Annotated in this window: 12 protein-coding genes; 2 read left to right on the top strand and 10 right to left on the bottom strand. The window is 71.8% G+C overall.

The annotated features are described in order from the left end of the window. Nucleotides 1–1332, bottom strand: a 1332-nt coding sequence (locus E1200_RS33880; protein WP_165950409.1) for an SseB family protein, incomplete at its 3' end; no start/stop codon positions are given. 306 nt (nt 1333–1638) lie between these two features. Between E1200_RS33880 and E1200_RS33885 the strand changes: the two genes are divergently transcribed. Then, the gene (locus E1200_RS33885; protein ID WP_165950410.1) at nt 1639–2019 is read left to right on the top strand and encodes a hypothetical protein; all 381 of its coding nucleotides are present in this window, start codon (nt 1639–1641) and stop codon (nt 2017–2019) included. A 40-nt stretch (nt 2020–2059) separates the two neighbouring features. Here the strand turns inward: E1200_RS33885 and E1200_RS22115 are convergent, their stop codons facing one another. Together E1200_RS22115 and E1200_RS22120 are read right to left on the bottom strand one after the other, a co-directional pair. Further along, nucleotides 2060–4315 (bottom strand): transglycosylase domain-containing protein, encoded by a 2256-nt coding sequence (locus E1200_RS22115; RefSeq protein ID WP_243708748.1) that lies wholly within the window; start codon nt 4313–4315, stop codon nt 2060–2062. 782 nt (nt 4316–5097) lie between these two features. Further along, nucleotides 5098–6243 carry an FKBP-type peptidyl-prolyl cis-trans isomerase gene (locus E1200_RS22120; RefSeq protein WP_131953972.1) on the bottom strand — a complete coding sequence of 382 codons (1146 nt, stop codon included), beginning with the start codon at nt 6241–6243 and terminating at the stop codon, nt 5098–5100. A 303-nt stretch (nt 6244–6546) separates the two neighbouring features. On the opposite strand from E1200_RS22120, the gene E1200_RS22125 reads away from it, so the two are divergent. Further along, complete coding sequence (locus E1200_RS22125; protein WP_131953973.1) at nt 6547–7380, top strand: exodeoxyribonuclease III; 834 nt, start codon at nt 6547–6549, stop codon at nt 7378–7380. 8 nt (nt 7381–7388) lie between these two features. Here E1200_RS22125 and E1200_RS22130 read toward each other — a convergent pair whose 3' ends face one another. From E1200_RS22130 to E1200_RS22160, 7 genes are all read right to left on the bottom strand, one after another. Then, complete coding sequence (locus tag E1200_RS22130; protein WP_131953974.1) at nt 7389–8000, bottom strand: class I SAM-dependent methyltransferase; 612 nt, start codon at nt 7998–8000, stop codon at nt 7389–7391. A 96-nt stretch (nt 8001–8096) separates the two neighbouring features. Continuing rightward, on the bottom strand, nt 8097–8861 hold the full coding sequence (locus tag E1200_RS22135; protein WP_131953975.1) for a class I SAM-dependent methyltransferase: 765 nt from the start codon (nt 8859–8861) through the stop codon (nt 8097–8099). A 24-nt stretch (nt 8862–8885) separates the two neighbouring features. Then, nucleotides 8886–9884, bottom strand: a complete 999-nt coding sequence (locus E1200_RS22140) for a hypothetical protein (RefSeq protein WP_131953976.1) — start codon at nt 9882–9884, stop codon at nt 8886–8888. Nucleotides 9885–10076: 192 nt separating this feature from the next. Next, complete coding sequence (locus tag E1200_RS22145) at nt 10077–10940, bottom strand: SAM-dependent methyltransferase (protein WP_165950411.1); 864 nt, start codon at nt 10938–10940, stop codon at nt 10077–10079. After that, a complete protein-coding gene (locus E1200_RS22150) occupies nt 10937–11452 on the bottom strand; it encodes an ATP-binding protein (protein WP_165950412.1) in 516 nt (171 codons plus the stop codon). The genes E1200_RS22145 and E1200_RS22150 overlap by 4 nt, the downstream gene beginning before the upstream one ends. 237 nt (nt 11453–11689) lie before the next feature. Beyond that, complete coding sequence (locus tag E1200_RS22155) at nt 11690–12829, bottom strand: alanine racemase (protein ID WP_243708749.1); 1140 nt, start codon at nt 12827–12829, stop codon at nt 11690–11692. 11 nt (nt 12830–12840) lie between these two features. Next, on the bottom strand, nt 12841–14257 hold a 1417-nt coding region (locus E1200_RS22160; RefSeq protein WP_131953980.1), incomplete at its 5' end, for an IucA/IucC family protein.

A 14257-nucleotide genomic window follows, 5' to 3' on the forward strand; every position in this document is an offset into this window, starting at 1 on the left:
GGGGGGTGTGGCACGGTCCGCCGCCGGGGGGCCGAGGGAGCGGATCTTGTCACCGGGCATCGTCGCGTCGATCGGCGTGCCGGGGTTGAGGACGAGGTCCCAGCCGGTGTCGGGCCAGGCGGCGACCATGTCCAGCAGGGTCGGCATGATGAAGCGGGACGAGCCGACGGCGTCGGTCATCCACTTGAGCGACGTGAAGATCTGGATGGACGTGCGGCCGTGCACGGGGACCGGCCGCCACGGGAAGCCGGCCTCGCCGGGCGCGATGCCCCAGGGCGTGTCCGGCTCCGCGGGGACGAGGACCTGGGCGCCCAGGAGGATCTTGAAGAAGCCGTCGGTGTCGCGCCGCCGGGCGGCCTCGAAGAGCTGGCCCTCGATGTCGTTCTGCGGCTCGAAGCCGTCCGTCATGCGCTGCGCGGCGCGCTGGTCGGCCCACGTGGCGAGGCCGGGGAGCTGCTGCGCCAGGATCGTCCCGCCCGCCGGGGAGCCGGAGTTGATCGCCAGCACCCAGTCGTGGTCCGGCCAGTAGCGCAGCGCGACGGTGAACGGCAGCTTGATGTACTCGGTGCCGGTCCCGGCGGTGCGGGCCGCCTCGACGAGGCGTTCCGGGGACGTGAAGACCGGGACGACGGTGGAGCCGTCCACCTCCCGCGTCTGCCACGGGAAGCCGGGGCGCCCGGGGCGCAGCGCGTAGTCGGTGTCGTCGGGGACGGGCAGCAGGACGTCGGTCCCGGCGAGGGTCTGCAGGAAGAGGTCGTGGTCGTTGTTCGCCGCGGCCCGCAGCAGTTCGCGCTCGACGTCGTTGGCGGGCTGGAACTCCTGCCGGGGCGCCTCGCGCGGCAGCTCCCGGTGCTGGCCGCGGAGCTCCTCCCACGGGGCTGCCACCCGGCCGACCTGCGGCGGGCGGCCGTCGCCGCCGGCGACCTGGCGGACGAACCAGGCCGGCAGCCGCGACTCGATCGGCAGGGCCGCGGGGACGCCGCGGGCCGGCGCGTCGATGGCGAGCCACCAGCGGTCGTCGGGCCACGTCTCGGCGATCTCGCCGAAGCGGACCGTCATGAAGTGCCGGTAGGACGGGCCGAGGCAGGTGCGCATCGCCGCCGCCGACGTGTAGGCCAGCACGTGGACGCGGCCGTCCTCCTCCTGGGTGTGCCAGGACGGCTGCGCCTCGCCCGCGAGCATCCCGTCCACCAGGTCGGGCGGAACGGGGACGACGAGCTCGCTGTCCGCGATGAGGCGGAAGTAGCTCTCCTGGTCCCCGGCCCGCACGGTCTCCTGCAGCCGGTGCTCCAGCTCCGACGTGGGTCGCCACGCGTCGGCCACGGTCGCCACCCCCTGTTTCCTCCGTGCTCGTCCCGCGCGACTGCCTACGCTACATGGGCGGACGGCACCGGAGCGCCCCCTCGTCCGGCCGTGCGGAAGAGTCCGCAGGTCAGCGCCGTGAGCCCGGCCCGCGCCGCCACCGCACCGCCCGCCCGGCGCCGTGAACCCGGGCGGCCTCCGACGCGTCACAGCGTGCGGGCGGGCCGGAACCGCCCGGAGCGGGACCCCGCGGAGGCCGCCGATGCGGGAGCATGTGCGGCACCGGTTCGCGATCACAGGTTCGCGATCACAGGGGCCGGGCGAGTGGGAGGTGCGATGCGTTACGGGGTGATGCGGGCGGTGGGCGCGGGCGCGGTGGTGCTCGGCGCGTCCGGTCTGCTCGGCGGGTGCGGGGTGGTGAGCGCGGGCCCCGACCCGGTCTGCACCGACACCAAAGAGGCGTTCCGGCAGTACATGACGCAGGTCAGGAAAGCGCCGGCGGCCGATCCGGCGCGCTGGCGGCAGGAGACCGAGAAGCTCGCCGGGCGGCTGGACGAGCTGGCGGGCGAGGCCGGCGACGGCGACCTGGAGAAGGCCCTCAAGACCGAGGCGGACCGGCTCCGCGCCGCCGCCGCGGCCGTGGGCGGCGGCGACGTCACGCAGTTCAACACCGTCATGACGGAGACACCGGCCCGGATCGGCGAAGCCTGCGGGTGACGTCCCGCGGGCGCCGTCCGGGCCGTCCGGTCCGGAGGGGTCAGCCGAACCCGCCGGGACGGATGCCGCCGCCTCCGCCGCCACCGCCGGAGCCGCCGCCACCGCCGGGTCCGTCGTCGCCGCCTCCGCCGCCGCCGGGTCCGCCGGGATCGTCACCGCCGCCTCCGCCGCCACCGGGCCCGCCCGGCTCGGTCGGCGGGAGGGTCGGCTCGCGCGTCGGGGGCGAGGGGAACTCCGGCTCGTCGGGCTCGTCGGTGGGCGGCTCCTCCGGCTCGGTCGTGCGCGGCCGTTCCGACCCGTTCGGGCGGCCGTCGCCCGGCGACCCGCCCACGCCGCCGCCCGGCCTGCTCGACGGCGGCCCGAACGACTTCGGCTCCCAGTCCCTGATGTCGACGGCCTCGGTCATGTAGGTGCGCCAGATCTGCGCCGGGAGCGCCCCGCCGTACGCGCCGTAGCCGGGGATGTTCAGCGGCTTGCCGTCGCTGCGGAACATCGCGGCCGACGTCGCCAGCTGCGGGACGAAGCCGTTGAACCAGATCGCGCGGCCCTCGTCGGTCGTGCCGGTCTTCCCGGCGACGTCGCGGCCGTCGTACAGTTGCGCGCCGGTCCCGGTGCCCGCCCGGACGACCTGCTGCATCGCGTACGTCGCGTCCCGCGCGTTCTGCTCGCTGAGCGCCCGCGCGCCCTTCTCCTTGAAGGTGCGCTTGTGGTCGGCGTTGTCGGTGACCGACTTCACGACGAACGGCTCCCGGTACACGCCCTCGGCCGCGAACGTCGCGAACACCCCCGCCTGCTGCACGGGGTGCAGCGACACGATGCCGAGCGGGAACGTCGCGGCGCTGCGCTGCTCCGGCTTCATCTGCGACTTCGGGATGCCCATCTTCTCGGCCATCTTGACGATCTTGTCGTTGCCGATGTCCTGGCCGAGGTTCACGTACGCGGTGTTGATCGAGTTCTGGGTGGCGGTGACGAGGTTCACCATCCCGAAGCTGCGGCCGCCGTCGTTCTTGATGTCCGAGCCGGCGAAGTACTGCGGCGAGCTCCCGTCGTAGGTGGAGGAGAGCGTCTCCCCGTTCTCCAGCGCGGCGGCCAGCGCGATCGGCTTGAACCCGGAACCGGCCTGCGCCCAGTCGCCGAAGGCGCTGCTCAGCGCCTCCTCCAGGTAGCCGCGGCCCCCGTAGAACGCGAGGACCTGCCCGGTGGACGGGTCGACCGACACCACGCCCGTCCGGATCTTCTTGCTCATCCCGTCCGGGGTGTTCTGGTTCACCGAGCGCCGCATCGCGTCCATCAGCCGCTTGTCGAACGTCGTGGTGATCTTCAGCCCGCTGCGGTTGATCTCGTCCTCGCTGTAGCCGCGGCGCTCGACGAGCTCCTTCTTGGCCACGTTGACCATGTAGCCCTTCTGGCCCTTGAGGACGTCGGTGATCTCCTGCTTCACCGGCTCGGGGAACTCCATCGCCGCGGCGTCGGCCGAGGTGATGTGGCCGTCCCGGACCATGTTCTGCAGGACGGCGTTCCACCGCTGCTCGGCGATGGGGCGGGCGGAGCCGGTCGGGTCGGCGAAGTAGCTGGGCTGCTGGATCGCGGCGGCGATGTAGGCGCCCTCCGCGGGGGTCAGCTTCGAGACGTCCTTGTCGTAGTAGGCCCGGGCGGCGGCCTGGACGCCGTACGCGTTGCGCCCGAAGTAGATCGTGTTGAGGTACTGCTCCAGGATCCAGTCCTTCTCCTTCTCCTGGTCGACCTTCAGCGCGACCATGACCTCCTTGAGCTTGCGGGAGACCGACCGCTCCTTGCCGATGCCGCCGTAGTAGTTGCGGACCATCTGCTGCGTGATCGTCGAGCCGCCCTGCAGCTGCCGGCCGGTCACCGTGGACCAGAACGCCCGCGCGGTGCCCCGCACCGAGACGCCCGGGTCCTCGTAGAACGTGCCGTTCTCGGCGGCGATCACCGCGTTGCGGGTGCTCTCCGGAATCCGGTCGAGGTCGACCGCGTCCCGGTTGACGCCGGTCTTGGCGATCTGCGTCTTGCCGTCGGAGTAGTAGAACGTGGGGCCCTGCGCGACCGCCTTCTCCAGCGGCGAGGGCACCGGCGTGAACAGGTACGCCACGGCGAACGCGGCGACGCAGAACCCGAGGAAGCCGAGCATGACGAACAGCGTCCGGCGCAGCAGGCGCGACCGGCGGCTCCGCGGCCGGCCCGGCCCCTGCCCGCCGTCTCCGGCGCCGCGCCCGGCGACGTCCCCGGGCGGGCCCCCGTGGCGGGGCGCGGAAGGGTGCGGTGAGGAGGGCGGCATGCTGCTGGTATCACCACTCGTCGCCGCTTCAACACTGTTCGCCGCGGCCACACCTGTGTCGCCCGCCACGCTCCGCTCCCCGGAGCCGGCGCTCTCACCACCCGTGCCGTCACCGGACGCGCTGCCGGCGGGCGTGCCGTCACCAGACGTGCTCTCGCCGGACGTGCTCTCAACGGATGCGCCGTCATCGGACGTGCCGTCACCAGGCGTGCTTTCGCCGGACGTGCTCCCGCCGGCCGCACTTCCGCCGGCCGCACTCCCGGCGGACGGGTTCTCGGCGGGCGTGTTCCCGCCGGTCGTGCTCTCGGCGTCATCCGTGGCGGGAGATTGGGTCTCATTCCCATCCGGGACGGCGCCCATGGTGTCTTTATCGCCGTTATCGGAAATGTCGTCCACCTGGTCGAATTTCGCGTCCTGAGGGGATTCTTCGGTGTGCGTGATCAGCAGGCGGGCCGGGGGGTCGTTCCCGCCTTCCGGTGGCCCGGCCTGCGCGTCTCGCACATCCGCTTCGCCCGGAACCGCGGGCTCCTCGCCCTCCGGACCCTTTCCGCCGTTGCTCACAAGCCCCCCGTGATTAATGCGTTACCGACGATACCCTGAGGGGATCGGTGCGGCGGCACGTCCGTCGCGCACCCATGGGCTCCCAATTACAGGACGGGCAATGCGCCCCTCCGGTTGTCGTGCCGGGCGCGGCAACCGCGATTCCCGCACAACGTGGAGCGGCGGGGCACCCCGTACCGGATGCCCCGCCGCCGCCGCTCACGATTCGTGCCGTTCCCGCCCTACTTCTTGAGCTTGGCGAGGATGTCCACCACGAAGACCAGGGTGTCGTCGCCCTTGATCTGCGGCGGCCGGCCCTCCTTGCCGTAGCCCTCCTTGGGCGGGAGGACGAGCAGCACCCGGCTGCCGACCTTCGCGCCGGTGAGCCCCTTGTCGAAACCGGGGACGGTCCCGCCGGTGCCGATCGGGAACTTGGCCGGCGACCCCGACTTCCAGCTGGAGTCGAACTCCTTGCCGGTGTCCCACAGCGTGCCCTGGTAGTTGACGACCGCGTCGTCGCCCTTCTCCAGGGCCGGCCCGGTGCCCTCGACCAGCGTCTTCACCTGGAGCTCGCCCGGGGCGTCCCGGTCGGGGATCTTCACCTCGGGCGCCTTGCCGGCGCCCTTGTCCTCGACCTGCGGCAGCTTCTTGTCGGCGAGCTCCTTCGGCGTGCCCTGCGGCCCCTGGTCCTTGTGGACGACGGCCTGGACGTCCACGACGAACACGACCCAGTCGTTCTTCTCCAGCCCGAGCTGCGAGCCCTGCTCGCCGAAGCCCTCCGACGGCGGGATCTGCAGCAGGACGCGGCTGCCGGCGGTCTGGCCGACCATGCCCTGGTCGAAGCCCTTGATGCCGCTCTCCCCGACGACGAGCGGCTGCGTCGGCTGCCCCTGGGCCTCGCGCTCGTAGGAGGAGGCGAGCTCCTTGCTCTGGCTCTTGACCGAGCCGTCCTCGTCGTCGCTGTCCTTCGCCCACTGGTAGAACGCGTACTGAGCGTACAGGGTGTCGCCGTTCTTGATCTCGGGCCCGTCGCCCTTGATCAGGGTGGTCACCTTGCGCTTGCCCTCGGGCGCGAGCTTCGTGGGGATCTCCACCGTGGGCTTGCTGGCGAACCGGCCGGACACCTCGATCTCCGGCGGCGGGCGGTTGACCCACCAGAAGACGAACCCCGCGATCAGGGCGGCGGCGACCACCAGCCCGACGATCACCATGATCCGCCGCTTGCGCGCCTGCTTGGCGGTCAGCGCGGACGGCCGGTTCAGCCCGCTGCCGCGCCCGGCGCTGATGCCGTGCGGTTTGAATTCCGGGCTGCGGATGTTCTGGGCGTTCGGGATCTTCGCCTTCGCCTTGATCGTGGGCTTGCCCCCGGGCTTGTCATCCTCGGACATGTTTCCTCGCTTGCTCCGGGCTTGACGACATCACGAACGAGACCACCCTTCCAGGGCCGGTCTAAGCGCGGCGTGAAAACCGTGCAAAGGCGGCCGACCCGCAATCTACCGGTCACACGGGCCGGTGTGGCGCCGTATGCGGCGACCCTGGGCGGGCGACGCGGCCGCCCGCAATCTACCGGTCCCGCGGGCCGCCCGGCGTCCGCCGGCGGGGGAGAGGCCGACCTGCAATGTACCGGCCGCGGGGCCGGGATGGGACCGTGCGACCGCGCTCGGCCGTCCGGTAAATGGCAGGCTGGGGGGATGCGCCTCGCGACGTGGAATGTCAATTCGGTCAAGGCCCGGCTGCCGCGACTCCTTTCCTGGCTGGCGGAGACCGGGCCCGACGTGGTCTGCCTCCAGGAGACCAAGTGCCGCGCCGACCAGTTCCCGGCCGACGAGGTCGCGGAACTCGGATACGCCACAGCGGTGCACGGCGACGGCCGCTGGAACGGCGTGGCGATCCTGTCCAAAACCGGCATCGAGGACGTGTCGCACGGCTTCCCGGGCGAGCCGGTCTACGAGGGCGAGGCGGACGGGCAGACGAAGCTGACCGAGCCCGTCCTGCTCGTCCCGGAGGCCCGCGCGATCGGCGCGACGTGCGGCGGGGTCCGGGTGTGGTCGCTGTACGCGCCGAACGGACGCACGCCCGACTCGGCCCACTACACCTACAAGCTCGCCTGGTTCGAGGCGCTGCGGGACGCGCTGGCCGCCGAACTGGCGCGGGGCCTGCCGCTGGTGGCGTGCGGCGACTACAACGTGGCGCCCACCGACGAGGACGTCTGGGACCCGTCGCTGTTCGCCGGCTCCACCCACGTCACCCCGGCCGAGCGCCAGGCCCTCGCGGATCTGCGCGCCCTGGGCCTCCACGACGTGGTGCCGACCATCGCGAAGGGCCCCCACCCGTACACGTACTGGGACTACCGGGCCGGGGCGTTCCACAAGAACATGGGCATGCGCATCGACCTCTTCTATGCCAGCGAGGACGCCGCCGCCCGCGTCCGGTCCGCCTACGTCGACCGTGAGGCGCGCAAGGGGAAGGGCCCGTCCGACCATGCCCCGGTTGTTGTGGAGATCGACGCCGAGGGGCTCGGCTAGGTGTACTGCTAGGGGACGCGCCGCGGCGGGGCGACGTGGCGGCGGGCGAGCAGGCCGCGCTTGCCGGTCGCCGGGTCGTCGGCCTGCTCCAGGACGGCGAAGCCGTCCGGCAGCAGCGAGGCGGGCTCGGCCGGGCCGAGGCACCACTCCGCGGGCAGGCCCGGCCGGTGGCGGCGGGCCTCCTCGGTGAACGCCTCCCAGGCCAGCAGGCCGCCCGGCACGACGGCTCCGGCCGCGCGGCCGAACACGGCGCGGTCCCAGAAACCGGTGCACAGCACGAGCGCGTACCCCGCGGGATCCGGCCGCCAGGCACCGAGGTCGGCCTGGACGAGCGTGATCAGCGCCGCGAGCCCGCGCCGCCCCGCCTCGGCGCCGAGGCGGGCGAGCGCGATCTCGGAGACGTCCACGGCAGTGACCGGCCGGCCCGCCGCCGCTACGAGCAGGGCGCTGCCGGACGGCCCCGACGCCAGGTCGAGGACCCCGCCGTCCGGCAGGCCGGCGGCCAGCGCCCGCTCCGCGAGCGGATGGACCGGCGACAGCCCCGGCGCGTCCGCGTACTTCGCGTTCCACCGGAGCCGGTCCGGATGATCGGCCAGCTCCGCCGGCACGCCATCGCTCATGCGGAGACTCTAAGCCACCCGCCCCGTCGACTTGCGGCGTGTTGTCGTTATGGAGCGCGCGATAACAACAACACGCCGCAGGTCAACGTGCTGGGCTCAGCGGCGTTCGGCGATCAGGAGCATGAACAGGGCCGTCGGGAAGCCCTTGCGCCACCAGGGGTCGTCGCGCATCTGCTCTTCCGTCGGGTGCGGCTCGCGCAGGTCGGCGATGACGAAACCGTTGTCTCGGAGCGTTCCAGCGTAGAACTCCAGCGGCCGAAGCCACGATGTGATCATCGAAGGGGATTCCAGGCCGTCCACCAGGAACCGCTGGTCGATGCCGCGCGCCGCGAAGTACTGCGACGCCGGGACGCTGTTCATCGCGCCCTGCTCGGAGTTCTCCACGTAGAAGCACGGGTGCAGGGTCAGCAGGACCAGCCGCCCCCCGCTCGACAGTACCCGGGAGAACTCGGCGAACGCGCGGGTCGGGTCCTGCAGGTGGCTGAACAGGTGGTTGCAGACGACGAGGTCGAACGCGTCGTCCTCGAACGGCAGGTCGTCCACGCTGGCGCGCACGAACGTGGGGGGCGTGCCCTCCTGCACGGGATGGGCGGAGGCCGCGTCGATCAACCCCTGGGAGACGTCCACTCCTGTGACGTCGGCGCCCCGGGCGGCCAGCGTCCGGGCGAGGTACCCCTCGCCGCAGCCCGCGTCCAGCACGCGGCTGCCCGCGCAGGCTCCGATGGCGTCGAGGACGGCGGCGTCGGTGAGCTCGGTGCGGTACCGGTCGCGTCGCTCCCTGATGACCTTGACCCAGTACCGTGCGTTGGCCTCCCATCTCTCCCTTGTCAGATTCGCGATGGCTTGCGCCGTGTCCTCCACCGGCTCCCCATTCTTCGAGCCCGGTCAGGCGGCGCCCTTCAGCCGCCGGACCAGCGTGTTGCAGGTCTGTCTGATCCTCCTGTCGCGGCACGCGGACCCGCGCAGCTCGACCGCCTGGATCAGCTCGGCGATCTTTCCCCCGAACGCGGGATCGCGTTGCAGTGCCAGCGGAATGTACGTGGACACCAGGTAGTACACGTAGGCGTCGTTGTACTCCGCTATCTCGCGCAGCACCTCCGTGGCCGTATTGCGCAGCGACAGGGAGCTCGGCAAAGTGAAGTCGCTGCTGATACGGCCGTCTCTGGTGTAGGTCGGGAACGACCATTCCTCCAGCGCCGCGTACACGGGCGTCGCGTCCAGTTCCCGGCGGTACCTCTCCGCCAGCTCGATGTCGTTCGAGCCGATGAGGGAGCCCATCACGACGCCGCGCATCATGAACGCGGCCTGCCTGCCGGGGACCTCGAAGCCGAGGTCGGCCTCCAGTTCGCCGGTGACCTTGCTGACCTGGTGCGTGAGGATGTTCAGCGCCAGGATGGAATGGAACGAGTAGGACTTGCGGTTCAGCCGGGGGGCCAGGTCGATCGAGGAGTCGAACAGCGTCCGCGGGTCGGCCAGCAGGCCGCTGCCCGGCTCGGGGCTGTAGAGCGCCTCCAGCGCCCGGTCCTGCTCGCGGCCCCAGAAGCGCGCGATGAACGACGAGGTCTTCTGCGTCGCCTCGCCGCGGACGATGTGCAGCGCCGCCTCAAGCGCGTTCAGCAGGTGCTGCTGCGGGACGTCCGACTTCTCCAGGGCGCAGACGTCGACGGTGAGGCCCTCGCGGTGCAGGTCGCCGATGAGCACGTCGCGCCTTTTCCGGATGGAATGCGCCATCGAGTACTCGGCGATTCCGGGGACGGACGACATGAGGCTCTGCAGGGACCGCCCGCTGACCCGGTCGAGCCATTCGGCGTTGTCCCACAGCCGGAAGATCGTGCTCTCGTCCAGGCCGGAGAAGGCCGCCACGTCGGACATGTTGAGGCCCATGTCCCTGGTGATTTCAGAGAGAGACTTCGGCTCGCCGTCCGCTGTCATCACTCGCCCCGGATGTGGCAGTCGCTGGAGCCTCGATCGTAGCGAAACGGACTGCTTCCGGGGCCGCGGGCGCGTAGATGTGTCCATTGCGTCACACAGCGCCGGGGGCGACGCCGTGACGGGCATGGCGGGCATGGCGGGCCGTCACCCCGGGACGCGCCCGATGCAGCCGATCAGCGGCACCGGGCCCGTGGTGTGGACGGCGTGCGGGAGCGGCAGCCGGGCGGGATAGGGCGGGATCATCTCCAGGCTCCCGCAGATCTCGGTGACCGCCTCCAGGCTCCGCGGGCAGAACGGCAGGTCCGGGTTCTGCGGCAGGCCGGCGATCGCCTCCAGCTCCGGCGTCCGCTCCGCGTGGGTGACCACCACGTGGCTGCCGGGCGGCAGCAGGTCCACGAGCGCGCGGACGATGCCGCGCGGGTCGTGCTCGTCGAGGGTGATGTCGAGGACGCACCCCAGCAGGACGCCCACGGGCTCGCTCAGGTCGATGAGCGCCCGCAGGCCGGGGTCGGCGAGCAGCGCGGCGGGGTCGCGGACGTCCCCCTCGAACGCGCCGGTTCTCCCGTCCACGGCGAGCCGGGCCCGCGCGTGCACGACCACCATCGGGTCGTTGTCGACGTAGGCGACCCGGCAGGACGGGTCGGCGCGCCGGACGACGGCGCCGACACCGCCGACACCGCCGACATCGCCGGCGCCGCCGGACACCGGCAGCCCGCAGCCGATGTCCACGAACTGCCGGAGCCCGGCGTCCTCGGCGAGCAGCGCCGCGGCATGGTCCAGGAAGCCCCTGTTCGCCTGGACGAGCCGTCCCACGACCGGGCACCGGCGCAGCGCCCATTCGGTGAGGTCGCGGTCGGAGGCGTAGTTGTCCTTGCCGCCGAGGAGATAGTCGTACATGCGGGCGTTGCTCGGCGCGGGCCCGGAGGATCGCCCGGGGGAGGCCGCCTCGTCCTCCCACGGTGCGGACTCCGCCCACCGGGTGAGGCTCGGCAGGGGCCCCGCCGTCACGGCAGCCGCCATCCTTCCCTGACGCCCACCCCGAACCAGAAGGTGGCCGTCCCGTTTTTGCCCCGGCTGGTGCCGAAGTCGGTGGCGAGCGCCTTCATCAGCACGAGCCCCCGCCCGTGCACGGGCGGGGGCTCCTCGCCGCCGCGCGGCGCGGTGCCGCCGTCGGTGACCTCGACCCGCACGTACCGGTCGATGTGCAGCACCGCCACCGTGACGGTCCCGTTCCGGCGCGGCCTGGCGTGCAGCACCGAGTTCGTCACCGCCTCGCTGGTCAGCAGCTCCAGGTCGCCGAGTTCGGAGCGGTCGGCGCCGAAGTGCTGCCCGATCAGCTCCCGGACGTAGGACCTGGCGAGCCGCACGGCGGCCGGTGTCGCGGCGATGTCGATCTCGCCGATGAGCCGTCCGGTCGACTTGCCGTTGTTGTTCCAGCCGGCGGGGGTTCCGAGTTCCAGGGAGGGAGCGGACGCCGGGACCAGCACCGGCGTACCTGACCACGCGTCTGAAGGGTTCATGGCGGTGTTGGCTTCACGTCTCCGTGTCGGGCTGTAAGCGAACATGAGTTCTTCGGCCTGGTCGAAGTCGGACGTGGGTGGGACAACACACACTCTGACGCAGCGAACACCCGCCGGTCACCGATGCTTGCGCGGATGCAAGGGCCCTGCCCTGTCCTGCGGACCGTCACCGTCCGGCGGTGATCCACCACGGGGGGCGGCCGATGGCGCCGGCTTGTGCCGCGACCCGTGCGGGCCTCAGCGGAGGTAGTGGAAGGCCGGTTTCGGGTGCATCAGGAAGTCGTGGTGGGAGATGTTCCACGCGTAGGCGCCGGCCATGGCGAACGCGATGACGTCGCCGGGGACCAGGTCCGGGACGGGGACGTCGCGGGCGAACACATCCTTGGGCGTGCAGAGCTGACCCACCAGCGTGGCTCGCCTCTCCGTGTCTTCCGGGCCGTTCGAGGTGAGGGCGGTGAAGGGCTGGTCGTGGCCCTTGGTCACGGGTGTCCTCATGTGGTGGGTGCCGCCGCGGAGGATCACGTAGGTCTCGCCGCGGGTGGTCTTCACGTCCAGGACGTCGGTGACGTACCAGCCGTGGTAGGCCGTCAGGGCACGGCCCGGCTCGATGCGGAGGGTGGGGGCCGCGGGGAGGCCCTTGCCGTAGGTCTCCCAGTCGAACTTGGCATCGGGGTCGCCGTAGTCGACGGCCATGCCGCCCCCGATGTTGAGCTCCGGGTCGCTCACGCCGTGGGCGTCGAGCCAGGGGAGTGCCCAATCGCATATCTGAGCCGCCAGGCCGAGCATCGCCGGTGCGTCCAGGCCGGAGGCGAGGTGGACGTGGATACCGCGCAGGTCGAGCCCTGGGGTCTCGGCTATGCGGCGGGCGCATTCGGCGAGGTCGGGCTCGTCCATGCCGAACGGGCCGCTCATGGTGAGGGCCGCGTCCGGTGTGCCGAGCGGGAGGTTGGCCCGCAGGAGGACGGCGGCCGGGCCGGGAAGCCGGGACAGTTCGCGCGGGCTCTCCACATGGATGCGCTCGACGCCGAGGCGCTGCGCCAGGGCAAGCTCCTCCGGGGTCTTGCCAGGGCCGCCGAACGCCATGCGGATGCCGGGCAGGGTCTCGCGCACGTGGGTGAGTTCGCCGCCGGACGAGACCTCCACGCCGTCCACGTGCGGGGCCAGAGCGCGGAGGATCTCGGCGTCCGGGTTGGCCTTGGCGGCGTAGAAGAGCTCCGTCCCGGGCAGCGCGGCCCGGATGCCGGCCACGTGCTCCTCAAGGCCCGGGAGGTCGTAGACGTAGGCCGGGTACCGGGGAAGGCCGACGGCGAGTTCGCGCACGGCATCCGGCACGGCGTTATTGAGCACGGCGTTCTCAGGCACGGCGTTCTCAGGCACGGGGGTTCCGTTCATAGCGGCCGGGACGCGGCGAGCGGGTTGGGGACGGGCACGTAGGCGGCGCCGCGGTCGGCGGTGCGCGACCATCGGGCGCGGAGGTTCGCCTTGGCGGGCAGCGGGACCCCCGCCAGGAGCGCCCTGGCCTGCGGGTGGTGGTCGTGGGCGGCCACGTGCTTGCCCAGCGTCCGCCAGAGCGGCCGTTCGAGATGCGGGTACAGGTCCGCTATCGCGGCGGCGATCTCGGCCAGGTGGTTGACGATGAGGCAGTAGACGACGCGGTTCCAGCCGCGGTCGGGGGCATAGGCGAGGCCCTCGGCCACGCGGGGCGGCAGGTGGGCCAGATCCCAGCGGCCCGCGGTCAGCTTCGTCCCCTCCAGGTCGCGGAACGCCGCGTGGACGGGCATGCCGTCGGCGTCCACGCAGACCAGGACGTTCTGGAGGTGGGGTTCCAGGACGACGCCGTGGTCCAGATAGGCGCGCAGGACCGGCGGTGCGACCTGCGCCACGTAGGCGTCCCACCACGCCTGGGCGCCGTCGGGGGCAGCCATGGCCGGCAGGTCCGCGAGGAACGTGTTGGAGGGGTCGGCCAGGGCACCGGCCAGGAGCGGCGTTCCGGGAAGGCCCTTGACGCCCTGGCGCAGGATGACGCTTAAGCCCTCGTACAGGCGGCGGTCGGCGAGCGTGGTGGTGCGGTAGGCGGGTTCGGCGAGGAACGTGGCGTCGAGCTTCTCGAAGATGGGCGGCACCAGCGCGTTGAGCGTGACTGCCCCGGCGAGTTCGTACCAGGAGTTCTTGCGGACGCAGTTGGTGATGCGGACGTCCAGGCTGAACTTGCAGAACACGTCGGCGTCCGGCAGATACACCGTCCGGACGGACGAGGTGGGCACCGCCTCGATGTCGCATGGACCGAGGTTGAGCAACAGGCCCCGCGCCAAAGCCTCCTGTAGGACGGGGTTGTCCGCCATCAGGGAGAACTGCCACGGATGGACGGGCAGCAGTCTGCGTCCGGGCTGCGACGCCGGCCCGTAAGCCTCAAGGGCCTTGAACGCGTCCGCGGACCCTTCCTCGGCGAAAAGGTCCTCGGGGACGGCCAGCCAGTGCGGACGGAAGCGGGCCCTGGTCTCCGGTGCGTACGGAAGCCAATCGGTCGGCGACCCCTGGCGCGACTTCGCCGAAGGGTGGAAACGATGCCCCGCCACAAGGGACTGCTCTGAGTCGATGTAGCGGTCGTCGGAGGCTTCCCCACGCGCGGCGATGATCGCGGCCAGAGCGGCGTGGCTGTCGTCCACCTGCATGAGGAACTCGGGATTGGGGCGGCCGGTGGCGAGTTCCAGTTCACCGGCGACGAGGTTGGCCAGCCGGTCCCACGAGGCCGGGATCCACTCGTCCCCGCGCCGCTCCTCGTAGGGCGGTGCCAGGCGGTAGGTG

Origin of the sequence: Actinomadura sp. GC306 (assembly GCF_004348665.1) — a bacterium.
Lineage (GTDB): Bacteria > Actinomycetota > Actinomycetes > Streptosporangiales > Streptosporangiaceae > Spirillospora.